The following is a 23,520-nucleotide window of genomic DNA, read 5'->3' on the forward strand; positions in this document are numbered from 1 at the left end:
TCAGTGTCGTTCGGCAGGTTTGCGGCGGAACGAGAAGTATCGATGACCGAAGAAGCTCACACCGGCGACGATCAGCATGACAACCGCCTGGGCGGGAAGCGGCGGGGCATGCAGAATCGACACCGCGATTGTTCCGAGTATCAGATTCAGCACCAGGCCACCGGAATTGACGACGATGAACGCTCCCAGGTCGCGTGCCACATGTCCGCGGACGCGGAAAACGAGAGTCCGATGCAGAACGAAAGCGATGAGGACGCTGATGGAGTACGCGCCGATCACAGCCACTTGATACAGATCCTTGTTGTCGAGGATCAGTGTCCAGATCACGAAGAGCACGTATCCGATCGCCGTATTAGCCACTCCGAGAATGGCAAATGCGATGGGTTGATGCTTGACCACCCGAAGCAGTGGGCCGGGATTCTCGGGTGATGCGATGTCTTCGGTCATGAAGACTCGGTTTTCACGGTGTTGATCCCGTCCTTGCGTCGGGTCCGCAGATACATCCACTCGAGCACGCCGAGTCCGAGGACTCCGGCGACCATCGAAGCGCCGCCGACCTTCCATCCCGGGGGACGCCACGTCAGGACAAGCTCTGCGTCCTTCGTCCCGGCGGGAATGTCCACGGTGACAAAGGACTTCGCGACGACGTCGATCGGGACAGGCTGACCGTCGATGCTTGCCCGATATCCGGGCCAGCCGAGCCGTGCGAACACAACCTTGCCGCCGGTCTCCGAACTGACACGAAGGGTGCTCGACATGTTCGATTCCGCGATCGACGTAGCCTCGACGCCGTGGGCGTCGGCGATGCGTCCGTTGCGTGTCGAGACGGGGCCGTCGACGCGTTCGAGTACCGAGATGTAGTTCTCGTGTCCGGGGTAGTCGACCCATTTCCATCCGTCGGGAGCCGGGTTCTTGCGTGCATCGGGGTAGAGAGCGTTCTGCAGTACGACGCGGTCCACGTTCATCAGGTCGACGATGGTGCGGCCGGTGGTGGGTTCGACGGTGAATGCGCGTCGGAAGGCGTCGGGGCAGACACTCATGTCCCAGCGCATGCAGAGCAGGTCACCGAAGTAGAAGTGCCCGTTGGGGGTGTAGCCGCTGGTGTAGGTCAGTTCGAGGTCTTTGGGGTAGTTGCCGAAAGCCAGGGAACCGTACGCTCCGTCGAGGGTTTTGTCCCCGGGGGCGATGAGCGCACGGTCGCCCAGTTGCAGTGTCGTGCCTTCGAAGTCGGGGAAGGCCTCTTTCATCTCCGAGCGGGATTCGGGCAGGTTCCAGCTCATCGGGGTTGGTTGCGCGGCCCGAACCTGGGCGTACGCGATGGGGGAGACCGCGACGATCGCTACGAGGCATGCGAAAGCGGTGCCTTTGGTACGGCCGAGCCAGATCATCGCGGCGCCGAGTGCGGCAACGAGCAGGGCTGAGATCACATGCCATTTCGCGAGCCCGGGAGCTGCCGAGGCTGACCGAATCAGAAGCAGGCCCACGAGGATTCCCGCTGCAACGCAGCGCCCGCGCAACTTGTCGGTCGTGGCGTAACGCCCGAGCAGGATGCACACCAGAAGCAGGAGTCCGATGGCCACCATCGGAAGTACGCGCGCGGGCCACCGCAGTGGGCCGATCGTGCTCGGCCCGGCAGTCCACATGAGGACGGCGACCGTGAAGATCCCGACGGCGGTCAATTCGCGTGCCGCGGCGCGTGCCTTGCCCCAGTCGATGAATGCCAGGGCGGGTATGAGGAACCAGGCGATGTAGACCATGGGCATGGTCTGGATGTATCCCCACCACGAGGTGAACGCGGGCATCGTGCTCGGCAGGCTCGCGTTCAGCGATTCCGACCACGGGACGGCGAGGAATGCATCGTTCTTGACTTCGGATGCACCGCGCCAGGTGACGTCCGCGGTGAGCAGGCTCGGCAGATACGTCGCGAGACCGGCCAGAGCGGCACACGCGGACACCGCCAGAAGCCGCAGTGACGGCAGCCAACGCCGCTGATAGACAACTTCGCCGATTGCGACCGCGCCGATCATCAAGCCGGATTCGACTGCGGGGAAAACATATTGGACCGACATCGCGAGATACAAGAACACGAAGGTCGGGATCGGACCGCTCTTACCTCGGGCGTAGCGGATTGCCGACGCCCACGCCTGAACCATCCAGGCAGTGCCGGTGAAGGCAGTCATCCAACTGGCCGAGTCGAAGAACAGCAGGAAACCGGTGAACGGAATCGAGACGCCGGCGACGGCAGCCCACGTGGGCTTCGAGCCGTACTCGAGGCAGATCCGATAGACGCCGAGTGCAAGGATGATCGCGAAGATCAATTTCACGATCGTCGCGTACAACGCCAGGTTGTCGAAGGACGGTGCGATCAGGTCGATCAGGAGTTGCGGTGGATTGAGAAGGCCTGCTTCCTCGATCGCGTAGTTGCCCGCCATCCAGTTCTCGGGGACGAGCACCGGGAGGTGTCCTTCTCGCAGACTGCGGCCGAGCATGACCCACAGCGGCGCGTATTGGGACTCGGTGTCGTCGGTGTAGAAGTGACGAGCATTCGCGAGCACCACGGCCAGATAACCGGCGATGACACCGATCGCCGTGACGGCGCCCCACTTGTACACGTCTGCCCGGGCGAGAGTGCGAGTTTCCACCACGAGTTCCAGACCTTAACAGGGCAGGTGGGGCGTACGGAGACGCGAGCGCGTCACGCGCCGCCGGCATCCGAAGTCAAGACATCTCTGCGTGTTAAAGTTCGCGACGGTGTGGGCCCGATCGTGCCTGTCTCTCGGCGCCAGTCGAGCCCCCTGAAGGGAGTGGAAGCGAGTGCACTCGATTTCCGTCGTAGTGCCCGTTTATCAGGGCGAAAAGACGATCACGGCGCTCGTCGAGGAGTTGGACGGCCTGGGCACACCGAGTGCGACGCCCGGTGGTGCGCAGTTCTCCGTCGACGAGATCGTGCTGGTTCACGACAACGGCCCGGACCGCTCCGACGTCGTGTTACTCGAATTGGAGCGCCGTTTCGAGCAGGTGCGTGTCGTGTGGCTCAGCCGCAACTACGGCCAGGACGCGGCGACCATCGCCGGCATGGCCGCTGCAACTGGACAGTGGATCGTGACGATGGACGAGGACGGCCAGCACGACCCGGTGCACATCGGGGCTTTCCTCGACACCGCGCTGACGGAGCGATCCGATCTCGTGTATTCCAAACCCACGAACACACGCCCGCACGGATTCTTGCGGAACCTGACCTCGCGCGGCGCAAAGATCGTCTTGGCGACGGTATTCGCGTTCCCTGATTCGACGAGATTCGAAAGTTATCGCCTGATCCGCGGTGACATCGGCCGACAGTTGGCCGGCGTCGCGGCCAACGGCGTGTATCTGGACGTTGCGCTGACGTGGGTTGTCGGTAACACGGCCACGGCGCCGGTGACACTTCGAGCCGAAGGCCGCGAAGAATCCGGGTACAACTACCGCCGTTTGTTCTCGTTGTTCTGGAAGATGGTGTTGTGTAGCGGAACACGCGGTCTGCGTCTGGTCAGCCTGCTCGGAGTCACCCTGGCGTCGGCCGGTGTGATCATGGCCGCGGTGATCTTCATCGGGGCCATGACCGGCGACAACAATGATCCCGAAGGATGGGCGTCGATCATCATGGCGCTGCTGGTCTGTTCGGGTGCGATCCTGTTCTCGCTCGGGCTCATTGCCGAATATCTCGGTGTGGCACTGCACGTCCTTGTCGGAAAGCCGCTGTATCTGACTGTCGACTCCCCGCGGCCAGGAACCTCGATCGATCGGCTTAGTCGTGAGCACTGATCGCATCATCTTCTCCCGCCCCTATCGGGCATCGAACGAATTGTCGAATCTGGCAACGGTTCTGGAGTCCGACCACATTCACGGTGACGGACGTTTCACCAAGTCCGCGACTGCAGCGCTCAAGGCGATCACCGGATCCACGCATGCTCTGCTGACCACCTCGTGCACGCATGCACTCGAATTGGGTGCGCTGCTGCTCGAATTGGGCCCGGGCGACGAGGTAATAGTTCCGAGCTTCGCGTTCAGTTCGGCGGCAACCGCCGTCGCGTTGCGCGGGGCCACTGTTGTTTTCGTCGACATCGATCCGAGTACCGGCAACATCGACCCGGCGTGCGTCGCGGCGGCGATCACCGAACGCACCAAAGCTGTACTGGTCATGCATTACGGCGGAGTCGCCGCGGACATGGAACCTCTCCTCGACCTCGCGGAACTCCACGGCGTTGCGTTGATCGAAGACAACGCTCACGGGCTCGGCGGAAAGTGGCGCGGGCGCTCGCTCGGCACCATCGGAGCAATCGGAACGCAGAGTTTTCACGACACCAAGAACATTCACTGCGGTGAGGGCGGCGCGCTGTTGCTCTCCGACGATCAGTTGATGACTCGCGCCGAAATCATCCGTGAGAAGGGGACCGACCGTGCGCGTTTCCTGCGCGGGCAGGTCGACAAGTATTCGTGGCAGGACATCGGGTCGAGTTATCTGCCCAGTGAACTCAATGCCGCCGTCCTCGACGCACAACTCTCCGAGTTCGACGCGATTCAGGCGGCCAGGCATCGCGTCTGGGATGCCTACAGCGTGAGTCTGGGCGAGTGGGCGGCCGCGAACGGTGTCGTGCCCATGGCGGTGCCCGATGATCGCGAGCACACTGCGCACCTGTTCTATCTCAAGATGCCGACCGAAGAGAGCCGTGACGGCTTGATTCGGCACCTTGCCGGTGACGGAATCGTGGCGCCGTTCCACTACGTTCCGCTCGATACGAGTGCGGCTGGTGTGCGCTACGGACGAACACCGCAGCCGTGCGTGCGTAGTGCCGAGTTCTCCGCGTCGATCCTTCGACTGCCGCTGTGGCCCATGCTCACGTTCGAACAACAGGACCGTGTCATCGGTTCGGTGCTCGAGTACAAGCAGGCTTGAGGACGAACACGACCGCGTTGGATCGAATCAGGGCCCGGAAGCTTCGGGCATCGCCGAATCCGCGGTCGTGGATGCCGCTGCCCAGTCGTCGATGCTTCCGCTCGGGAAGAGAATCTGCGTGACGCCGGTGACCGTGTCGCGAGCGTGCAATGCACTTTCGTCGTCGACGGCATCGGTGAACGAGGTGTCGGGATAGAAGCTGTCCTCGTCCGTGTACTGGACGTCTTCTCGCGAACCGATCGCGATGATGTATCGGTTGTCGTCACCGACGATGCCGGTGGACAGATGGATCCACTTGTCCTCGACACAGCACATCCAGCCCTGTTTGACTCCTATGACGGGCTCGCCGAACAAGGCCTCGGGCAGGCCGAATCTCTGGTCGTAACCGTCGGTTCCTTCGGGAGTGGATTGCCGCAGGTACTCGACGAACTGCTCGACCCGTTCAGGTCCGAGTTGATCGGAGTCGTCGAGGACACCGCTGTAGAAGGTGACCAGGTCACGTGTCGTGGTCTCGGTGTTCCACCACATTCCGTCCCAGGGCGGCGTCGTCGCGGTCAGTGCGTAACGCTCGGCGACGCGGGTGATCACCTCTTGGCCGCCGACCTCGTCCCACAGGAGGTTGGCTGCGGTGTCGTCGGAGGATTCGAGCATCGCCGCCATGAGGGTGCGATCGTCGTCCGTGATGGGTCGCTCACCGCGCGCATCCTGATGAAGTAGATCCTCGGCGATGAAAAGTTTTGCCACCGAGGCTGTTTCGATCTGCTGGTCACCGGCGACGTCGAGGTACTTGTCCGAGGAGCGGTCGAGGATGGCGATGGAGACGTCCGCACCACGCCCGAGCGCAGCCACCTGAGCCTGTCCCAGACGGCCGTCGAGGGTCTCGGCTACCGGAACATTGGTGTCGGGAAAGGCGGGGGTCTGCATCGGATCATCCGGGTTCTGTCCACCGCTGCACGAAGCCGCAAAAGTAACTGCGGCCACCATTGCGGCAATCCGGACGTACCGCGTACTCATTTGTTTCCCCCGGTAGCCCTGACACGGCACTGTTGCCGATCTTCTTGTCTCAGGATAGCGGTAGGGTCGGATCTCGTGATTCTCAAGACCGTGAACCAGCGCATTGCCGAGGAACTCGACGTCCGCGAAGGCCAGGTTGCAGCAGCAGTCGACCTTCTCGACGGCGGAGCCACGGTGCCCTTCATCGCCCGGTACCGCAAGGAAGTCACCGGCACGCTCGACGACGCCCAGCTGCGACTCCTGGACGAGCGGCTGCGGTATCTCCGCGAGCTCGACGACCGTCGTGACGCCGTGCTCACGGAGATCGACTCTCAGGGCAAACTCGACGATCAACTGCGCGGTCAGATCATGCTGGCCGAGACGAAAGCGCGGCTGGAGGACATCTACCTCCCCTTCAAGCCGAAGCGGCGCACCAAGGCGCAGATCGCCCGCGAGGCCGGCCACGAGCCCGTCGCCGATGCTCTCATCGGAGATCCCACCACCGATCCCGCGCAGTATTCGGACGAGCAACTCGACGGTGCCCGGTCGATCCTCGTCGAGCGCTTCGCCGAGGACGCCGATCTGGTCGGTGAATTGCGTGAGCTGATGTGGAATCGCGGCCAGGTCGTCTCCTCGGTCCGCAAGGGCAAGGAAACCGATGGCTCGAAGTTTGCTGACTACTTCGAGTTCTCGGAACCGTTCTCCAAATTGCCCTCGCACCGCATCCTCGCCGTCCTGCGCGGCGAGAAGGAAGAAGTGCTGTCGCTCAACATGGCGGCAGACACCGAAGAACTCGCGCCGGGGGAGCGCACGGTCTACGAAGGCCGCATCGCGTCGCGGTTCGAGATCGCCGACCGTGGTCGGGCCGCCGACGGGTGGCTTCTCGACACCGTCAAGTGGGCGTGGAAGACGAAGTTCGCCGTCACGCTCGGTATCGACACTCGGATGCGTCTGCGGCAGTCGGCCGAAAAGGACGCCGTCGACGTCTTCGCCACCAACCTCAAGGATCTACTCCTCGCAGCTCCCGCCGGCGCCCGACCCACCATGGGACTCGACCCCGGATTCCGCACCGGAACGAAGGTTGCCGTCGTCGACGGAACCGGCAAAGTTGTTGCCTACGAGACGATTTACCCGCACCAGCCGCAGAACAAGTGGGACGCGGCTCTCGCGACGCTTGCCGGACTGGTCGCCGAACACGGCGTCGAACTGATCGCCATCGGCAACGGCACGGCCTCACGCGAGACCGACACGCTCGCTACCGAACTGATCAAGAAGACCGGCGCGCCCAACCTGACCAAGATCGTCGTCTCCGAGGCAGGCGCATCGGTGTACTCGGCTTCGGCCTACGCGTCGCAGGAACTTCCCGACCTCGACGTCTCGATTCGCGGTGCGGTGTCCATTGCGCGTCGCTTGCAGGATCCGTTGGCGGAGTTGGTCAAGATCGATCCCAAGTCCATCGGCGTCGGTCAGTACCAGCACGACATCACCGAATCGCTGCTCTCGCGTTCCCTCGACGCCGTCGTCGAGGATGCCGTCAACTCGGTCGGCGTCGACGTCAACACCGCGTCCGTGCCGCTGCTTGCTCGGGTGTCCGGAATTGCAGGATCCCTTGCAGAGAGCATCGTCGCGCATCGGGACCAGAACGGTCCGTTCAAATCCCGCAAGGGTCTCAAGGATGTCTCCCGCCTGGGACCCAAGGCATTCGAGCAGTGCGCAGGCTTCCTGCGGATCACCGACGGCGACGACCCTCTCGACGCGTCGAGCGTCCACCCGGAGGCATATCCGGTGGTTCGCAAGATCGTCGCGAGTGCAGGCGGGGACGTGCGCACCGTGATCGGAAACTCGCAGGCACTTCGATCGGTCAAGGCGTCCGACTACGTCGACGAGCGATTCGGTCTACCGACCGTCACCGACATCATCTCCGAGTTGGAGAAGCCGGGACGAGATCCACGACCCGAATTCAAGACCGCAACCTTTGCCGCAGGTATCGAGAAGGTCGCGCATCTCAAGCCCGGCATGACCCTCGAAGGCGTGGTCACCAACGTCGCAGCCTTCGGTGCCTTCGTCGACATCGGAGTTCATCAGGACGGTCTGGTTCACGTCTCGGCGATGTCACACAACTTCGTCAAGGACCCACGCGAGGTCGTCAAGTCAGGTGACGTCGTCAAGGTGAAGGTCCTCGAAGTGGACGAGGCACGCCAACGCATCGGGCTGACGCTTCGTCTCGACGACGAGGTGGGAGCGCCCCGCAAGTCCGAAGGCCAGCGAGGTGGGCAACCCCAGCGTCAGGGCCAGCCGCAGGGCCAGCGTCAGGGGCAGGGGCAGCAACGAGGAAATGGCGGACGCCAGGGCGGACGCGAGCAGCGACCGGACAACCGCGCGCCTGCTGCCGGGTCGATGGCCGACGCTCTGCGCAAGGCGGGCTTCGGCAAGTAAATCCGTCCGCCGGGTTTTCGAAGTCCGTATCGTCACAATCGAGTCGGTTGGCGGTATGAATCCGATCAGGGTCGGATCATGAATTCGGTGAAGGGAGGACAGTGATGCGGGAGTGGCTCGAGCGCGAGATCATCGCCCATGGCCGATTGCCGTTGCTGTTCTTCCTGCTCGGGTTCCTGTCCGCCTTCCTTTTCATCCGCCTCAGCGTCCGTATGATTCGCGCGCAAGTGAAATGGTGGCCGGGCAACATCGCGCCCGGAGGCCAGCATGTGCATCACGTCGTGTTCGGTGTGATCGCCATGATGATCTCCGGTGGTGCGTTGATCGCGGTCTACGTCGATGGTTCGCAGACCACCGGTGCCGTCCTGGCGGCGATCTTCGGTATGGGTGCGGCGTTGGTGCTCGACGAGTTCGCACTGATCTTCTATCTGAAGGACGTGTACTGGTCCGAACAAGGTCGGACCTCGGTGGATGCGGTCTTCGTCGCGATCGCCGTGACCGGCCTGGTGCTGCTGGGTTTCCGCCCGCTCGAACTTCTCGACGTCGCCGGATTCCGTGAAGAACGCGATCCGTGGATCAAGTTGGTCTTCGTTTTCGTCGCGTTGATCAACTTCGCCTTGGCAGCCATCGTGATTCTCAAGGGGAAGATCTGGACGGGGCTCGTCGGTCTGTTCGTTTTCCCGTTGCTGGTAATCGGAGCGGTCCGCCTGAGCCGGCCGGGTGCACCGTGGGCTCGCTGGCGGTACACGCGCAAGCCGAAACGGATGAACCGCGCGCTCGAGCGTGAGCGGAAGTGGCGGCGACCGGTCATCCGGGCCAAGATCTACGTCCAGGATCTGATTGCCGGATCGCCGAGCGTCGAACATGCGATGACGGCGGCCGAGCAGGAACTGGACCACACCATCCACGCAGCTCCGCCGCCACCGATTTCCCCGCTGGTATCCGCGTCTGGCACAATGGACGGGTTGCCTGGACCAGGCAGCAGCACTTGATCTGGGCACGAACCAGACGAGCGCCGTTTCGGGAGACCGAAACGCGTGCCGCTCGGTTCCTCTGCTCCTGCGAAATACAAGGATGACATATGAACACCCTGGACTTCCTGGACAAAAAGTCGCTCCGCGACGACATCCCCGAGTTCCGTCCCGGCGACACGCTCAACGTGAACGTCAAGGTTATCGAAGGCTCCAAGGAGCGCGTGCAGGTCTTCAAGGGCGTCGTTATTCGTCGCCAGGGCGGCGGCGTTCGCGAGACCTTCACCGTCCGTAAGGTCTCCTTCGGCGTCGGCGTCGAGCGCACCTTCCCGGTTCACAGCCCCACGCTGGCCTCCATCGAGGTTCTGACCCGCGGTGACGTCCGTCGCGCCAAGCTGTACTACCTCCGTGAGCTTCGTGGCAAGAAGGCGAAGATCAAGGAAAAGCGCTGATCTTTCCGATGAGCCCGGCACCGCGTACGCGCGGTGTCGGGCTAATCTGGTTTCTGTGGCAGATTCTTCGAAGGAGCAGGCATTGTCGTCCGGACCCGAGAATCACGAGGGATCAAGCGGTTCCGCGGAACCGACCTCACATCGGCCGCAGAAGAAACAGCGATCGTTTCTGCGAGAACTCCCTGTTCTGATCGGCGTAGCGCTGGTACTCAGCATCGTCCTTCAGGCATTTGTCTTCAGAGTTTTTCTCATCCCATCCGAGTCGATGGAACCGACACTGCACGGCTGTGCGGGATGTACCGGTGACCGCATCGTGGTGGAGAAGATCGGATACCGCTTCGGCGATCCGGAACCCGGCGACGTCGTCGTCTTCAAGGGACCCGATTCGTGGAACACGAAATATGTGTCCAATCGGTCCGACAACGTTGTCGTCCGCGGCATTCAAGAGGTCGGTTCGTGGGTCGGCCTCGTTCCGCCGGACGAGAACGACTTGGTCAAGCGAGTGATCGCTACCGGCGGCCAGACCGTCGAATGCTGTGACGATCAGGGCCGAGTCCTGGTCGATGGCAAGCCGCTCGACGAGCCGTACATCAAGATGGATTTCCCGTTCACCCCGGGAACACAGACGTGTGACACCGAACTGAAGTCGGGCCGCTGCTTCGGGCCGATCACCGTTCCCGAGGGCCACGTGTGGGTCATGGGTGACAACCGCAGCAATTCCGCCGACTCGCGCTACCACGTCGACGACGAGTTCCAGGGAACCGTCCCGATCGACAACATCATCGGTCAAGCTCGTTTCATCGTCCTTCCCCCGTCGCGAATGGGCGGCATCGATGCGCCTGATATTCAGGGCAACTGAGTTGTCGGACCGCACACATGGATTCGCGTAGTTCCGAGTAGGCAGAGACAGTGAGTAGTTGGCCCCCTCGCGTTGTCATTCGCAGATCGGTAGGTCTGCGGACGATGGAGTCTGCGTTGGCGCGAACCGGACTCGGTCCGGTGGCCGGCGTCGACGAGGCCGGGCGCGGAGCGTGCGCTGGTCCACTTGTCATTGCAGCGTGTGTCCTGGCGCCGAAACCGCAAGCAGCCCTCGCGCGGCTCGACGATTCGAAGAAGCTGACCGAACGTGCGCGCGAGGAGCTTTTCCCGGCGATCAAGCGCTTGGCGTTGGCGTGGAGTGTCATCTCTGTTCCCGCTGCGGAAGTCGATCAGATCGGCATCCACGTCGCCAACATCGAGGGGATGCGTCGAGCAGTCGCGGGCCTCGATCTCGAACCGGGCTACGTTCTCACCGACGGGTTCCGGGTTCCGGGTCTGACGGCTCCGTCGCTACCCGTCATCGGCGGTGACGGCGCCGCTGCATGCATCGCCGCGGCGAGCGTTCTCGCGAAGGTGACCCGAGATCGTGTGATGACCGAGATGGACGACACTCATCCGGGATACGGCTTCGCGATTCACAAGGGATACAGCACGCCACTGCACATGGACGCTCTCGACGCGCTGGGGCCGTGCCCCGAGCACCGCATGACCTATGCCAACGTGGTGGCTGCGGGAGTCCGGTTGGAACAACGCGCGGGCCGTACGGGATGATGGACGTTCAGACGAACTGGGAGGACTGGCTAAACCGATGAGTGCCGAGGATCTCGAGAAGTACGAAACCGAGATGGAGCTGTCGCTCTACCGTGAATACCGGGACATCGTCGGACAGTTCTCCTACGTCGTGGAGACCGAACGACGTTTCTACCTGGCCAACACGGTCGAGTTGCTGCCCCACAATTCAGACGGGGAGATCTACTTCGAGCTGCGGATGTCCGACGCCTGGGTGTGGGACATGTACCGCCCGGCGCGATTCGTGAAATACGTACGCGTCGTGACCTTCAAGGACGTCAACATCGAAGAGCTGGACAAGCCGGATCTGCGCCTTCCTGACTGATCTGCGCTTGCCAAACTGATCTCGACAACGAAGTGCCCCGCCGATATCGGCGGGGCACTTCGTATTTCGCGGAGTTGTGCGGGGTCAGTTGCCCTTGACGTTCACGATCTGACGCAGCGTGTGTCGAATCTCGACCAAGTCCTTCGCGTCGTCCATCACGACGTCGATGTCCTTGTACGCACCCGGGATCTCGTCGAGGAACGCCGCGGAACGCTTGTATTCGATGCCGACCATTGCCTTGTCGAGATCTTCGATGGTGAAGGTCTTGCGTGCCTGGTTACGTCCGTACACCCGACCCGCGCCGTGGGGGCTGGACTTGAACGACGGTACGTTTCCCTTCCCGACGACGACGTAACTCGCCGTCCCCATCGAACCGGGGATGAGCCCGGGCGTGCCCTCGTCTGCCTTGATCGCACCCTTACGGCTCAGCCACACACCCCTGCCCATGTGGAACTCCTTCTGGGTGAAGTTGTGGTGGCAGTTGATCCGCTCGACTTCGTCGATGATCGCGGGCTTGCCGTCCCCCATGAAGTGCGCGAAGTCCTTCACGACGCGGTCCATCATCTCTTCGCGGTTGAGCAGAGCGAAGTGCTGAGCCCAGTTGAGATCGGTGATGTACGAGTCGAATTCGGGTGTCTTCTCGACCAGGTAGGCAAGATCCGGATCGGGAAGGTTGATGTACCACCGCTCGCACAAGTCCTTGGCGATCTTGATGTGATGCTGTGCGAGCTTGTTTCCGATACCGCGGCTTCCCGAGTGCAGGAACAGCCAGACGCCGTCGCTCTCGTCGAGCGTCACCTCGATGAAGTGGTTACCAGAGCCCAGCGTTCCGAGCTGAAACCTCCAGTTGTTCTTGAACTTGTCGTAGAAGGCCAGGCGATCGCCCGCCATTGCCTCGAGTTCTGCGATGCGGATTTGCGCCGTGTCGCTCAGCGTCTTGTTGTAGACACCTGCCGAGAGCGGAACGGAGCGTTCGATGCTGTGGCGAAGTACGCTCAGGTCGCGGCCTTGAAGGTCGCGTGCGTTGAACTGGGTTTTGACCGCGATCATTCCGCAGCCGATATCGACTCCGACGGCGGCGGGCATGATTGCGCCTTCCGTCGGAATGACCGAACCCACCGTCGCTCCCGCACCGAGGTGCGCATCCGGCATCAATGCCAGATGTGGACGGACAAAAGGCATCTGGGACGAACGCAGCGCTTGCTCGCGAGTGTTCTCGTCGAGTATCGATGCCCAGTTCCACAACCTCTTGGTGATCTTCTCCATCAGATTTCTCCCACATAGTTCACAGCCGAACCGATCGGTCCGGTGTGTCGTGCAGGAATGACCATGCGCTCGGTCAGTGGTTGTGTGCAACCCCTTTTCAGGTTCGCAGGCCGTCTGCGAGTTCGTAGATTCGTCCGACGTACTTCTCCTGGAAGGCTTTTCGGGCAGCATCTGCTTGTTGCCGTGCGCCCATCTGGGAGTAGAGGTACTCGAGATGAACCAAACTCTCGCCGATGTCGACGCGTCGCTGGTCGAGAACCGTCAGCTCGTCGACCAGTCGAGCCAGATCTAACGCGGTGTCCGGTACCTCGTCCATGGTGATCCTCGATGTCCGTGAGTGCTTCCTGACCCCGAGGCTAACACTATTCGAACATATTTTCGATACCTGCCCTGTTGTTTACTTCGACAACGTGGCTGTCAGTTGGTCGATGGCATACGGAATGCTCAGGACCGTGTTGCCGGACATCGCCGCGCCGACTGGGGGATCTGCGGTGTACCGCACGACTATTGCATTTCCGCTCTTCACGGCGGGTAGTCGCTGGTAGAGCGTGTTGTCGGCGAGGGCTTTCTCTCCCCCCGGATCGGCCATCACGATCAAACGATCAACGGGTTCGAGGATGTCGTATCGCTCGTTCGGCAGCCAGTCGCCGAACTGGTCGCCGACGAATGCGTCGACGGTCGCGGGGAGGGTGAACCCGAGTGACGAGAGGAAAATACCGCGTGGGTCGTGCGACGAGAACACGTATCCCTCGGGAGTGTCGAGGTTGACGATCGTTGCGGTTTGCCCGGCGAACTCCGGGTGTGCAGCGCGGGCGGCGGCAAACGCGTTTTCGGTATCCGTGATCAGTTGCTGAGCTTGTGGTCCTTTGCCGAGGGCGCGCCCGGCGGTGAGCGTCATGTCGGTCCACGGCGTTGTGTACGCGTCGTAGTCCTTGCTCTGCGCGACAGTCGGCGCAATCGAGGTCAGCTTCTTGTAGGTTTCCGTGTCGATGTCGGCGTACAGCGCGAGGATCAGATCTGGTGCGAGGGAGGCGATTTGCTCGAAGTTGAAGTCTCCGCCGCTGTTGATGTAGGTCGGAGTCATTCCCTTCCAGTAGTCCTTCGTCCACGGCCAGCTTTCATCCAGGCCGGAGCCCCACCATTCGGCCATTCCGACGGGTTCAACCCCCAGGGCAAGCAGTGGTTCGTGATCGGTGTATCCGAGTGTGACGACGCGCTGTGGTGCGGCGTCGATTGTCGTCGAACCCAGTGCGTGCTCGATCGTCACGGGGAATGCGTCGTTGCTCTGGGTCGCTGATGCGGTGTCGACGCCTTGCGAGGTTCCACAGGCGGTCGAGAACCCGATGATCGCGGCCGTCGTGAATAAGGCGGCGAGGATTCGGGTGCTACGTGAGGGCACGTGCATGCTCCTTCGAAGTGGTGGGCGAAGTGATCGAGTTCCGCGTGAAGTGCTGAACTGGTCGCGTCAGCAATAAAGTGAGGCTAACCTTTGCAGGATCGTCGGTCCATCCTTCAGGATGGACTCGGATACGCCCAGAAAGACGCAAAATGTCCACTATCGCGTACTCGACTCGCCCAAAGTCCTTGCTAGCGCTGCCCGATAGTCGCGGACGGACATTCAAAGATTTTCAGGTCTACACCAACGTCGTCGACGGAGTGACTGCGTACGGAGCTCATCGACACCCCGAGCATCAGATCGCCTGGATGAGTGAAGGGACGATGCGGATCGCTACCGGAGGCAACGTGTGGCACCTGCACAGCGAGCACTTGGTCTGGTTGCCGGGCACCGTTCTCCACGACATGACACTTCTGACGGAGGGGTGCATGATTGCGGCCTATGCGCGTCCGGATCTACGCCCTGGCGGGCCCAGGTGGACTCAGCCACTGGTTCTCGAAGTCGATGCTCTGTCCGCTCAATTGCTGCGCCATCTCGCAGATCGGACCATCGACGATGCTCGGCGGTTGATGAGTCAGGAGTTGCTCTACGATATTCTTGCTGCCGCGCCCGAACGGCACGACGTCCTCGCGGTTCCTCGCAATGCTGCGGCGAGTTCGGTTTCTGCCCGCATCCTTGCCGATCCGGCAGACTCACGGACGCTGGAGGAGTGGGCGGGCGAACTCGGGGTCAGTTCCAAGACCTTGATGCGTGCCTTTGTCGCCGATACCGGGATTACCTTCGGACAGTGGAGGACTCGCGCCCGAATGTATGCGTCACTCGAGATGCTCGCGCGGGGTGAGGGTGTCAACGACGTTGCCCCGCAGGTGGGTTGCCGAACCAGTAGCGGGTTCATCGCCGCATTTCGGGAAACCTTCGGTACTACGCCGGCCCGATACGGCGGAAAGCTGACGCGGTGATTTGCTGATGATTTCTTGAACTCGGTTGACGGCAAAGCCTTGTTCGGCAACGTAGAAATGGGCCGGGCTACCAGCATCTGCTGGTAGCCCGGCCGATTTACTAATCTGAACTGAGTCAGCTCATGTTGCCGAGCACATTGCCCAAGACGCCGCTGATGACATTGGTCATCGACCCCTGCGGGTCGGTCAGGGAGCCGAATACCTGGCCCGATCCGGAGTTGAGTGAGCCGAAGCCCATGTCTTCGAGGCTTCCGGCGCCGGCCTCGACGGGGTTCGGCTGCCGGATGGTGACGCAGACGCCCATCGGATTGATGTTCCAGTCGCCCGCCGCCAGCACAATGTTGGTGCCGGCGCCGCTGTCGAGCTGCGTGCCTACAACTGCGTTATCGGGAACTTTGTAGGTGGTTTCCAAAGCGATGACGCCGCCACCCGCAGTGGTCCATCCGCCGCCCTTTGCCACCACGGAGTTGTTGCCGACGACGACGGTCTTGGTGACGTCGTCCCACTTCTGGTCGCCGATAAGCCATTTGACGTTCAGGCGAGCCTTGACCAGCTGGAATCCAGCCGGGTGGAAATCGCGGATCTGATTGACGAGTGCTCCCGAACCGGAAACCTTTGTCAGGTAGGTGACCGTCTGTCCCGGGGCGACCTTGCCGTCGCCGACAACTTCCTTGCTGACGGTGTACGGCGTCCCGAGGGAACCGGCCCAACTGTCGGTGACCGACTGGTTGAGCGCGCATGCCGGTGCTGCTTGCGCCACCGAGGCTCCAAGTCCAACAGTGACGCCGGCGGCGATGAGAACGAGGGATGTAGTGGTTGCTACTGCGTGGCGAAGTGAGCGGCGGGCCATGTAGAACTCCATTCAGCGGGGTGCGTGACGGTTTGAGCAAAACTGTAACTAGTTCTACTGGACTTTCGTCCAAGATGTGGCTGATTTCAGAAAATTGTCAGGTTTCGGGTCGCCGTTGGTGTGTCGCGCTGCCGAATTCCACAGGTTCCGAGTTGTGAACAGGTTGTTTTCGGATGGCTTGGTTTTGTGGTGGTGGGTTGAGGGTGGTGGTTGGGACGCGCTTCGTATGTGGCGGGCGCGCGGTCGTGTGAGTGGTGGGGGCTGCGATGGCGAGGAATATGGCGTTGGGGGCTCGGGGCGAGGATGTGGCTGTCGAGTTCCTGATCGATGCGGGTTTGGAGATTGTCGAACGCAATTGGCGTTGTCGGTACGGCGAGTTGGATGTTGTTGCGACGTCCGGTGATCGGATTGTGTTCGTGGAGGTGAAGACTCGCTCTGGTGTCGGGTACGGGAGTCCGGCGGAGTCGGTGACGTTCGCGAAGCAGCGTCGGATTCGGGTGTTGGCGATGCAGTGGCTCACTGATTCGGGTCGGTCGTGGTCGAGGGTGCGTTTTGATGTGGTGGCCGTGTTGATCGGCCGCGACGGCGTGCCTTCGGTCGAGCATTTTGTGGATGCGTTCTGATGGCGTTGGGGCGGGCGCATTCTGTTGCGGTCAGTGGTGTGGACGGGCAGATCGTGGAGATCGAGGCGGATATCGGGCGCGGGTTGCCTGCGGTGCATTTGGTGGGGCTGCCGGATACGGCGTTGCACGAGTCGCGTGATCGGATTCGAGCGGCGGTGACCAATTCTGGTGAGGAGTGGCCGGACAGCAAGGTGATTTTGGCGTTGTCGCCGGCGACGTTGCCGAAGGTGGGCAGTGTTTACGATTTGGCTTTGTCGTTGTCGGTTCTCGATGCGGCGAAGAAGTTGCCGCGGAAGTTGTTGCGGGAGACTGTCTTTTTGGGGGAGTTGGCACTCGACGGTCGTTTGCGGTCGGTGCGTGGTGTGTTGCCTGCGGTGCTTGCGGCGAAGCGGGCGGGGTGGGGGACTGTGGTGGTTCCAGCTCGGGCGTTGGCTGAGGCGGGCCTGGTGAAGGGGATCGAAGTGCTGGGCGCTGACGATCTGTCTGCGGTGATCGGGTGGTTGCGTGGTGAGTTGGCGCTGGCTGTTCCTGATGTTTTCGAGCGTGCGGATGTGGTGACGGTGCGTGATTTGAGTGAGGTTGTCGGGCAGACGGATGCTCGGTGGGCGATCGAGGTTGCTGCGGCGGGTGCGCATCATTTGATGTTGACGGGTCCGCCGGGGATCGGGAAAACGATGTTGGCGCAGAGGCTTCCGGGGATTCTTCCGCCGTTGACGGAGGGGGAGTCGTTGGAGGTGACGGCGATTCATTCGGTGGCGGGGGTGTTGCCGGAGGATCGGCCGTTGATAGATATGCCGCCTTTCATTGCGCCGCATCACAGTTCGTCGGTCAGTTCGCTGGTGGGTGGTGGTAGTGGGATGGCTCGTCCTGGTGCGGTCAGCCGCGCCCATCGCGGCGTGCTGTTTCTCGACGAATGTGCCGAGATCGGGGTGAAGGTGCTCGAAGCGCTACGCACACCACTCGAAGACGGGGAAGTACGAATCGCCCGGCGGGACGGAGTTGCGCGGTACCCGGCGCGGTTCCAGCTGATCCTGGCCGCCAATCCCTGCCCATGCGCGCCGCCGCGAGACGCGGACTGCGTCTGCGCACCCGCGGCGCGTCGCCGTTACCTGGGGAAATTGTCCGGCCCGCTCTTGGACCGAGTCGACATCAGGGTCCGGATGCAGGCCGTTGCAACCGGAGCGCTGATCGACGAAGTAGGGGAAAGTACCGGCGATGTTCGTGCGCGCGTGGCGGCGGCTCGAGACACTGCAGCCCAGCGGTGGAGTGAGTACGGGTGGCGGACCAACGCGGAAGTACCAGGGCCGGCGTTGAGACAGAAGTTCAGACTCTCGCGTGCGGCGCTGGCGCCGGTGGAACGGGCGCTGCGCAAAGGTGTCATCACTGCTCGTGGGGCGGACCGAGCGTTGCGGGTTGCCTGGAGTGTCGCCGATCTGGCAGGTGAGGCGATGCCCGGACCAGACCAAGTTGTCACCGCACTCGACTTCCGAGACAGGGGATTCCAATGACTGCGCACGATCCGCGACTACTCGCTTGGGCATATCTGTCCCGCGTCGTGCAGGGCCCAAGCGCGTATATGTCCATGTTGATCGACGAGCTCGGGGTCGAAGAAACTGCGAGGGCGGTCCGCAACGGCGATCTGCCACCCGCGATCGAGGAGAAGACACGAGCCCGCGCTCACATCGACACAGCCCAACGAGACCTCGACCTGATGGAGGCGATGGGTGGCAGGCTCGTAACACCGAACTGCGCCGATTGGCCGGCGTGGCGAATGCTTTCCTTCGACGGACTCGATGCCTCCGGGGGTGAGACGGCGCCATTTGTGTTGTGGGTGTTGGGGTCCGGGGATTTGGTTGATCTGACCGAGAGGTCGGTTGGGATTGTCGGCACGCGAGCATCTACTGCGTACGGCGAACACGTGACGGCAGAGATTGCCGGTGACCTGGCTGTCGACGGATGGACCGTGATTTCCGGGGCGGCCTTCGGTATCGACGGGGCCGCGCACCGCGCTGCATTGGGCGTAGGTGGAACCACACTGGCTGTCTTGGCCTGTGGCGTGGATCGAGCGTATCCGTCAGGGCATGCGCGACTACTCAAACAGATAGCGAGTTCGGGTGCAGTGATAAGTGAATATCCACCGGGCACAACACCTGCAAAGTTCCGGTTTCTGGCAAGGAATCGACTGGTAGCTGCGTTGTCGGACGGAGTAGTGGTGGTCGAGGCGGGTTGGCGCAGTGGTGCACGCAATACCGCCAATTGGGCTCGGAAGTTAGGCCGTCCCGTGATGGCGGTGCCCGGACCGGTTACCTCGGCATCGTCGACCGGATGTCACCGGATGATCCGCGAAGGTGAAGCGCAACTCGTTTCCAATGCCGTGGATGTAGTCGAAGCGTCAGGCCCATTTGGTGTCGGGGATTCCGCGGAGGATGCGGCCGCGACGCGTGACATCGACGCATTGCGAGGCAATTCTCGATTGGTATACGAAGCATTGCCGGGAACGGGGTCTCGCAGTACGCGTGAGTTGTCCGAGGAATCGGGATTGCTCATAGCTCAGGTTCGTGCCACTCTTCCTCTGCTCGAACTGGAGGGATTTGCAAGTTCTGATTCCAGTGGTTGGTTTCGGACGCGGTAGTACGTGAACTACTTCTGCGCCCGTCAGACCATGCGTGGCGATGCTCACTAATCGTTTGTGAAGACCGTGAATCGTCAATACCCGCAGCGCATCGAAAATGGCACGTCAGGGCTATTTTTCACGAATTTGCTCGACTGTGTGCAATGTAATTCTCGATGCTTTCGCCGACCCGACCTGCAAGTTCGACGGGTCTCAGGAAAGCCTCAGGTCAATGTGCGTGGAAGTCCGATTAGTCTGGATCACGATGACGGCGGGCATTGATTGACACCCGGCATCCGAGGGATGAATGTGCAGAATTTTCAGGGTCGTGTTCGGTCGAGGCAATGCCGCTAACCCGCTGCTAATTCGGACCATTGAGTCTGTTCGGAAACGGTGAAGGCTTTCGAACTTCTTTTGTTCATCAACGCTCTATCTGTGTATTGTGAAGGAGAATTGAATCGATCATTGAAAGAGGAGTGCAATGGCTGAGAAGCTGATTCGGCAACTCATCGACGACCTTGATGGTAAGCCGATTGACGATGGATTCGGTGATCGAATTGAGTTCTCTTACCAGGGAACGGATTACGTGATCGATCTGCGCGCCACCAATGCAGAGAAGTTCGACGCTGCGGTGAAGCCGTTCGTGGAGGCTGCTGCGAAGGTGAGCGGGAAGCGCGGCAAGAAGGCTCAGGCTGCATCTCCGCAGGCCACATCAGGTTCCGGACGCTCCAAGGAGACGCTCCAGGCCATCCGTGACTGGGCAGGTAAGAACGGTTACGAAGTTGCTCCGCGTGGGCGTATCAAAGCGGAAATCATCGACGCTTTCGACGCTGCACACTAGATTGAATTAAATACACCTCTGGCTCTCGGCGAACTCGCCGGGAGCCAGAGGTGTATTTTACTGTTGCTTTGCCGAGTTCTCGGACAGCTTTGTCCGACAGGTCGTCCGTGTGAAGCTGATCAGATAATTCGTCTAAACAGCACCGAATTTACCCAGCAGATTGGTCGGTTTCTTTCGCTCTGCACAAAGGTCGACAGAGCGCTATGTGGAGTCGCCGGCGAGGTATTTCGCCCTCGTGCTGCAATTGTCGTGTACATTAGTTAGGTAACACTAACTTTCGGAAGGATCTTTCTGTGGCCAAGCCGACAACTGCATTGACGGTTCTGCGGACCGAACAATTGACCCCCCATATGGTACGAGTGTTTCTCGGGGGACCAGGCTTCGAGTCGTTCACTCCCAGCGAATACAGCGATTCCTATGTAAAGATCGAATTCGGCACTCCTGATCAGCCGACACTGCGCACCTACACGATTCGTTCGTACGATCTTGATGCCAAAGAGATTGCAATCGATTTTGTCGTCCACGGCGACATGGGTGTCGCAGGTCCGTGGGCCGCGTCAGTTCAGCCGGGCGCTGAGATTACTCTGCGGGGACCCGGTGGCGCGTTTTCGCCGTCACCAACCGCTGATTGGTATCTCTTCGTCGGAGACGAGACCGCAATACCCGCTATTTCCGCGTCGATAGCGCGATTGGCGCCGAATGCGGTCGGCTACGCCGTCGTCGAGGTCGGGGGACCGGAAGACGAAATCGCGCTCGATGCCCCAGAAGGTATTGCCGTGACCTGGCTGCATCGCGGGGCATCGTCCGACGCGGTCGGCGAAGAATTGGCGGGCGACAACGCTCCGGTTGTCGCCGCGGTCAAGGCGCTCGAGTGGTTGCCGGGCGAACCGCACGTGTTCATTCACGGTGAAGCGCAAGCCGTCATGCACAACCTCCGGCCGTACATTCGCAAGGAACGAAATGTCCCGGCGTCGGCTGCTTCTATTTCCGGCTATTGGCGTCGTGGTCGCACCGAAGAGGGCTTCCGGGTCTGGAAGTCCGAACTCGCTGCGGCCGAAAACTAACTCGCGGCGGCCGTGCCGCGAGTCAGCAACACGAGCGCAACGGCCGCGAGAACTCCGAAGGTGGGAATTGCGATTGCCATCGGAACTGCCGTGTCTTCTCCCGCAATTCCCACCAACGGCGAAACCAGCGCCGCCAAGCCGAACTGGCCCGCTCCCATCAGCGCTGAACCGGTCCCGGCCGCGTTGGTGACCTCTCCTTGGGCGAGAGCGGTCGCATTGCCCATGATGAACCCGATGCTCGAAATTGCCACGAACAGTGGGACCAAGATCAACCAGGTATTCGTGGAACTGAAAACCACGCTGGTGCAGAACAATACGGCGCCGCCCATGAGGAGTAGGCACACCCCGAAACGCAGCAGCGTGCGTGCTCCGACGCGACCGAGCAGGCGAGTGGTGATCATCGCTGCCGTGACCATTCCGGTGGCGTTCACTGCGAACGCGATCGAGAATTGTGACGGACTCAGCCCGAGAACGTTCTGAACGACGAACGGTGACGCGGAGATGTACGCGAACAAGGCGCCGAATCCGAAGACGAATGCGAGCGCATATCCGAGGTAGTGCCGATTGCGGACCACGTATCGCAGATTCGAGATCAGGGCCTTCAATCCGCCGCCGTGGCGTCGCTCGGGCGGAAGTGTCTCGGGAACGAGCAAAACGACACCAGCCACCATTACAGCGCCCGCGACCGCCAGGACCCAGAAGATCCCGCGCCACCCGACGGGGCCGAGAAGTGCGCCGCCGATCAGTGGCGCGACGACGGGAGCGATACCGCCGATGATCATCATGATGCTGAAGAGCTTCGCTGCGTCGTCGCCGCGCGCTCGGTCGGCAATACAAGCGCGGGCAAGAACGATGGCAGCGCCTCCACTCAAGCCCTGGACGAGTCGTGCACCGATGAGAAACTCGATGTTCGGCGCCACCGCGCATGCCGCGCCGCTCAGTGCCGTGATGATTGTCGCGGCCAGCAGTATTCGTCGCCTGCCAAGTCCGTCGGAGATCGGACCGATGATCAGCTGGCCGATTCCGAGGCCTGCCATGAAGGTGGTCAGCGTGAGCTGAACGCTGGCCGCAGTAGTGTCGAGTGCATCCGCCATCAACGGTAGGCCGGGCAGGTACATGTCGATGGACAGTGGAGCGATTGCGGAAATCAGTGCCAGTACGCACAACATCTTCAGAGGAATTGCTCGATTCACCGATCAACCCTATCGGCGAGGGAGCTTGCAGTTTCAATCGCGGCGAGCGAGCGTGTGTTCATGACTGACGCATTGCCGGCGAGCTTGAGCGTTCACCTCGATGCGTATGCCGAGCACCTCCGACTGAGCCGAGGCCGGTCGGAACACACGATCCGCGCCTACGTCGGTGACGCGCGGGCATTGCTGACCCATTTCTCCGCGGGTTCGGAGAATGCAGATCTCGACCGCCTCGACCTAAGTGTCATGCGTTCGTGGTTGGCCGCCCAGAATGCCGTAGGAACAGCCCGTACGACGGTAGCTCGACGGGCTTCTTCGGCGCGTGGGTTCACTGCGTGGCTCGCGCAGACCGGACGCATTTCCGTCGACCCGGGCACACGTCTGGCGGCTCCACCAGCTCGCCGGACGCTGCCGACGGTGCTGCGTCAGAGCCAGGCCCTCGACGCAATGGATGCGGCGGAAAGCGGTGCGCAGCAACAAGAGCCGCTCGCCCTGCGAGACCGACTCATCGTGGAATTGTTGTACTCCACCGGAATTCGCGTCGGCGAGTTGTGTGGACTGGACGTCGAGTCGGTCGATGCCGATCGACGATTGCTTCGTGTTCTCGGCAAGGGGAACAAGGAGCGGTCGGTGCCATACGGCCTGCCCGCAGAATCGGCACTGAACGGCTGGCTGGAGCACGGACGACCCGCGCTGTGTTCGGATCGATCCGGGCGAGCGTTGCTCCTCGGAGTTCGAGGCGGCCGGCTCGATCAGCGTCAGGCGCGTTCGGTGGTCCACGAAACCATGGCTGCAATTCCAGGGGCTCCCGACATGGGTCCGCACGGGCTTCGGCACTCGGCTGCGACACATTTGCTGGAGGGTGGTGCGGACCTTCGTGTGGTCCAAGAACTCCTCGGTCATGCGAGTTTGGCGACCACTCAGCTGTACACGCACGTGTCGGTCGAACGGCTTCGATCCGTCCACGATCAGGCCCATCCGCGCGCCTGATTTGTGGAGCGA

23 protein-coding genes are annotated in these 23,520 nt (G+C 61.6%); 15 read left to right on the top strand and 8 right to left on the bottom strand.

The window, feature by feature from the left end:
- Positions 1 to 447 (bottom strand): GtrA family protein, encoded by a 447-nt coding sequence (locus ACN50D_RS02285; protein WP_211920381.1) that lies wholly within the window; start codon positions 445 to 447, stop codon positions 1 to 3.
- Positions 444 to 2,642, bottom strand: a complete 2,199-nt coding sequence (locus tag ACN50D_RS02290) for a hypothetical protein (RefSeq protein WP_064112685.1) — start codon at positions 2,640 to 2,642, stop codon at positions 444 to 446. Before ACN50D_RS02290 ends, ACN50D_RS02285 begins: the two co-directional genes overlap by 4 nt.
- A gap of 172 nt (positions 2,643 to 2,814) precedes the next feature.
- On the opposite strand from ACN50D_RS02290, the gene ACN50D_RS02295 reads away from it, so the two are divergent.
- Together ACN50D_RS02295 and rffA are read left to right on the top strand one after the other, a co-directional pair.
- Positions 2,815 to 3,801 (top strand): glycosyltransferase, encoded by a 987-nt coding sequence (locus ACN50D_RS02295; RefSeq protein ID WP_211920379.1) that lies wholly within the window; start codon positions 2,815 to 2,817, stop codon positions 3,799 to 3,801.
- Positions 3,791 to 4,933, top strand: a complete 1,143-nt coding sequence (rffA, locus tag ACN50D_RS02300; protein ID WP_211920377.1) for a dTDP-4-amino-4,6-dideoxygalactose transaminase — start codon at positions 3,791 to 3,793, stop codon at positions 4,931 to 4,933. Before ACN50D_RS02295 ends, rffA begins: the two co-directional genes overlap by 11 nt.
- A gap of 27 nt (positions 4,934 to 4,960) precedes the next feature.
- Here the strand turns inward: rffA and ACN50D_RS02305 are convergent, their stop codons facing one another.
- The gene (locus ACN50D_RS02305) at positions 4,961 to 5,947 is read right to left on the bottom strand and encodes a serine hydrolase (RefSeq protein WP_007729299.1); all 987 of its coding nucleotides are present in this window, start codon (positions 5,945 to 5,947) and stop codon (positions 4,961 to 4,963) included.
- Positions 5,948 to 6,022: 75 nt separating this feature from the next.
- On the opposite strand from ACN50D_RS02305, the gene ACN50D_RS02310 reads away from it, so the two are divergent.
- The 6 genes from ACN50D_RS02310 (at position 6,023) to ACN50D_RS02335 (ending at position 11,718) form a co-directional block, all read left to right on the top strand.
- On the top strand, positions 6,023 to 8,362 hold the full coding sequence (locus tag ACN50D_RS02310; RefSeq protein ID WP_003942690.1) for a Tex family protein: 2,340 nt from the start codon (positions 6,023 to 6,025) through the stop codon (positions 8,360 to 8,362).
- Between the two features lie 104 nt (positions 8,363 to 8,466).
- Entirely contained in the window at positions 8,467 to 9,354 is an 888-nt protein-coding gene (locus tag ACN50D_RS02315; RefSeq protein ID WP_003942742.1) for a hypothetical protein, read from the top strand.
- Positions 9,355 to 9,443: 89 nt separating this feature from the next.
- Positions 9,444 to 9,785, top strand: coding sequence for a 50S ribosomal protein L19 (gene rplS, locus ACN50D_RS02320; RefSeq protein WP_003942791.1), 342 nt, complete (start codon positions 9,444 to 9,446; stop codon positions 9,783 to 9,785).
- A 55-nt stretch (positions 9,786 to 9,840) separates the two neighbouring features.
- Complete coding sequence (gene lepB / locus ACN50D_RS02325; RefSeq protein ID WP_003942787.1) at positions 9,841 to 10,644, top strand: signal peptidase I; 804 nt, start codon at positions 9,841 to 9,843, stop codon at positions 10,642 to 10,644.
- A gap of 50 nt (positions 10,645 to 10,694) precedes the next feature.
- Positions 10,695 to 11,375 carry a ribonuclease HII gene (locus ACN50D_RS02330; protein ID WP_211920375.1) on the top strand — a complete coding sequence of 227 codons (681 nt, stop codon included), beginning with the start codon at positions 10,695 to 10,697 and terminating at the stop codon, positions 11,373 to 11,375.
- A 37-nt stretch (positions 11,376 to 11,412) separates the two neighbouring features.
- Positions 11,413 to 11,718 (top strand): DUF2469 domain-containing protein, encoded by a 306-nt coding sequence (locus tag ACN50D_RS02335; protein ID WP_003942715.1) that lies wholly within the window; start codon positions 11,413 to 11,415, stop codon positions 11,716 to 11,718.
- Between the two features lie 84 nt (positions 11,719 to 11,802).
- Here the strand turns inward: ACN50D_RS02335 and ACN50D_RS02340 are convergent, their stop codons facing one another.
- The 3 genes from ACN50D_RS02340 to ACN50D_RS02350 form a co-directional block, all read right to left on the bottom strand.
- Positions 11,803 to 12,984 (bottom strand): RtcB family protein, encoded by a 1,182-nt coding sequence (locus ACN50D_RS02340; RefSeq protein WP_211920373.1) that lies wholly within the window; start codon positions 12,982 to 12,984, stop codon positions 11,803 to 11,805.
- 97 nt (positions 12,985 to 13,081) lie between these two features.
- On the bottom strand, positions 13,082 to 13,300 hold the full coding sequence (locus ACN50D_RS02345; protein ID WP_003942716.1) for a hypothetical protein: 219 nt from the start codon (positions 13,298 to 13,300) through the stop codon (positions 13,082 to 13,084).
- 81 nt (positions 13,301 to 13,381) lie between these two features.
- Complete coding sequence (locus tag ACN50D_RS02350) at positions 13,382 to 14,389, bottom strand: iron-siderophore ABC transporter substrate-binding protein (RefSeq protein ID WP_249342671.1); 1,008 nt, start codon at positions 14,387 to 14,389, stop codon at positions 13,382 to 13,384.
- Between the two features lie 143 nt (positions 14,390 to 14,532).
- On the opposite strand from ACN50D_RS02350, the gene ACN50D_RS02355 reads away from it, so the two are divergent.
- Entirely contained in the window at positions 14,533 to 15,339 is an 807-nt protein-coding gene (locus ACN50D_RS02355; RefSeq protein ID WP_211920369.1) for a helix-turn-helix transcriptional regulator, read from the top strand.
- Between the two features lie 115 nt (positions 15,340 to 15,454).
- On the opposite strand, the gene ACN50D_RS02360 is transcribed toward ACN50D_RS02355, so the two are convergent.
- On the bottom strand, positions 15,455 to 16,189 hold the full coding sequence (locus ACN50D_RS02360) for a hypothetical protein (RefSeq protein WP_165638297.1): 735 nt from the start codon (positions 16,187 to 16,189) through the stop codon (positions 15,455 to 15,457).
- 266 nt (positions 16,190 to 16,455) lie between these two features.
- On the opposite strand from ACN50D_RS02360, the gene ACN50D_RS02365 reads away from it, so the two are divergent.
- The 5 genes from ACN50D_RS02365 (at position 16,456) to ACN50D_RS02385 (ending at position 21,328) form a co-directional block, all read left to right on the top strand.
- Positions 16,456 to 16,812: a YraN family protein gene (locus ACN50D_RS02365; protein ID WP_037130401.1), complete on the top strand. Its 357-nt coding sequence runs from the start codon at positions 16,456 to 16,458 to the stop codon at positions 16,810 to 16,812.
- The gene (locus tag ACN50D_RS02370; protein WP_019747979.1) at positions 16,812 to 18,320 is read left to right on the top strand and encodes a YifB family Mg chelatase-like AAA ATPase; all 1,509 of its coding nucleotides are present in this window, start codon (positions 16,812 to 16,814) and stop codon (positions 18,318 to 18,320) included. Before ACN50D_RS02365 ends, ACN50D_RS02370 begins: the two co-directional genes overlap by 1 nt.
- Positions 18,317 to 19,444, top strand: a complete 1,128-nt coding sequence (gene dprA / locus ACN50D_RS02375; protein WP_007734867.1) for a DNA-processing protein DprA — start codon at positions 18,317 to 18,319, stop codon at positions 19,442 to 19,444. The genes ACN50D_RS02370 and dprA overlap by 4 nt, the downstream gene beginning before the upstream one ends.
- A gap of 460 nt (positions 19,445 to 19,904) precedes the next feature.
- Entirely contained in the window at positions 19,905 to 20,264 is a 360-nt protein-coding gene (locus tag ACN50D_RS02380; RefSeq protein ID WP_003942721.1) for a histone-like nucleoid-structuring protein Lsr2, read from the top strand.
- A gap of 293 nt (positions 20,265 to 20,557) precedes the next feature.
- Positions 20,558 to 21,328 carry a siderophore-interacting protein gene (locus ACN50D_RS02385; RefSeq protein ID WP_007734868.1) on the top strand — a complete coding sequence of 257 codons (771 nt, stop codon included), beginning with the start codon at positions 20,558 to 20,560 and terminating at the stop codon, positions 21,326 to 21,328.
- On the opposite strand, the gene ACN50D_RS02390 is transcribed toward ACN50D_RS02385, so the two are convergent.
- Positions 21,325 to 22,497 carry a multidrug effflux MFS transporter gene (locus ACN50D_RS02390; protein WP_007734871.1) on the bottom strand — a complete coding sequence of 391 codons (1,173 nt, stop codon included), beginning with the start codon at positions 22,495 to 22,497 and terminating at the stop codon, positions 21,325 to 21,327. The two genes, ACN50D_RS02385 and ACN50D_RS02390, sit on opposite strands and share 4 nt — an antisense overlap.
- A gap of 84 nt (positions 22,498 to 22,581) precedes the next feature.
- Here ACN50D_RS02390 and ACN50D_RS02395 point away from each other — a divergent pair, with 84 nt between their 5' ends.
- On the top strand, positions 22,582 to 23,508 hold the full coding sequence (locus ACN50D_RS02395) for a tyrosine recombinase XerC (protein WP_003942767.1): 927 nt from the start codon (positions 22,582 to 22,584) through the stop codon (positions 23,506 to 23,508).
- Positions 23,509 to 23,520 lie beyond the last annotated feature (12 nt).

It is taken from the genome of Rhodococcus sp. SB1D, from assembly GCF_048573875.1.
Classification (GTDB): Bacteria; Actinomycetota; Actinomycetes; order Mycobacteriales; family Mycobacteriaceae; genus Rhodococcus_F; species Rhodococcus_F qingshengii.

What these genes read in the sequence shown, in the direction of transcription:
- ACN50D_RS02285 (WP_211920381.1), bottom strand. Translation starts at nt 447, where the DNA reads ATGACCGAAGACATCGCATCACCCGAGAATCCCGGCCCACTGCTTCGG.
- ACN50D_RS02305 (WP_007729299.1), bottom strand. Translation starts at nt 5,947, where the DNA reads ATGAGTACGCGGTACGTCCGGATTGCCGCAATGGTGGCCGCAGTTACT.
- ACN50D_RS02315 (WP_003942742.1), top strand. Translation starts at nt 8,467, where the DNA reads ATGCGGGAGTGGCTCGAGCGCGAGATCATCGCCCATGGCCGATTGCCG.
- rplS (WP_003942791.1), top strand. Translation starts at nt 9,444, where the DNA reads ATGAACACCCTGGACTTCCTGGACAAAAAGTCGCTCCGCGACGACATC.
- ACN50D_RS02335 (WP_003942715.1), top strand. Translation starts at nt 11,413, where the DNA reads ATGAGTGCCGAGGATCTCGAGAAGTACGAAACCGAGATGGAGCTGTCG.
- ACN50D_RS02340 (WP_211920373.1), bottom strand. Translation starts at nt 12,984, where the DNA reads ATGGAGAAGATCACCAAGAGGTTGTGGAACTGGGCATCGATACTCGAC.
- ACN50D_RS02345 (WP_003942716.1), bottom strand. Translation starts at nt 13,300, where the DNA reads ATGGACGAGGTACCGGACACCGCGTTAGATCTGGCTCGACTGGTCGAC.
- ACN50D_RS02350 (WP_249342671.1), bottom strand. Translation starts at nt 14,389, where the DNA reads ATGCACGTGCCCTCACGTAGCACCCGAATCCTCGCCGCCTTATTCACG.
- ACN50D_RS02355 (WP_211920369.1), top strand. Translation starts at nt 14,533, where the DNA reads ATGTCCACTATCGCGTACTCGACTCGCCCAAAGTCCTTGCTAGCGCTG.
- ACN50D_RS02360 (WP_165638297.1), bottom strand. Translation starts at nt 16,189, where the DNA reads ATGGCCCGCCGCTCACTTCGCCACGCAGTAGCAACCACTACATCCCTC.
- ACN50D_RS02365 (WP_037130401.1), top strand. Translation starts at nt 16,456, where the DNA reads ATGGCGAGGAATATGGCGTTGGGGGCTCGGGGCGAGGATGTGGCTGTC.
- ACN50D_RS02370 (WP_019747979.1), top strand. Translation starts at nt 16,812, where the DNA reads ATGGCGTTGGGGCGGGCGCATTCTGTTGCGGTCAGTGGTGTGGACGGG.
- dprA (WP_007734867.1), top strand. Translation starts at nt 18,317, where the DNA reads ATGACTGCGCACGATCCGCGACTACTCGCTTGGGCATATCTGTCCCGC.
- ACN50D_RS02380 (WP_003942721.1), top strand. Translation starts at nt 19,905, where the DNA reads ATGGCTGAGAAGCTGATTCGGCAACTCATCGACGACCTTGATGGTAAG.
- ACN50D_RS02390 (WP_007734871.1), bottom strand. Translation starts at nt 22,497, where the DNA reads ATGTTGTGCGTACTGGCACTGATTTCCGCAATCGCTCCACTGTCCATC.
- ACN50D_RS02395 (WP_003942767.1), top strand. Translation starts at nt 22,582, where the DNA reads ATGACTGACGCATTGCCGGCGAGCTTGAGCGTTCACCTCGATGCGTAT.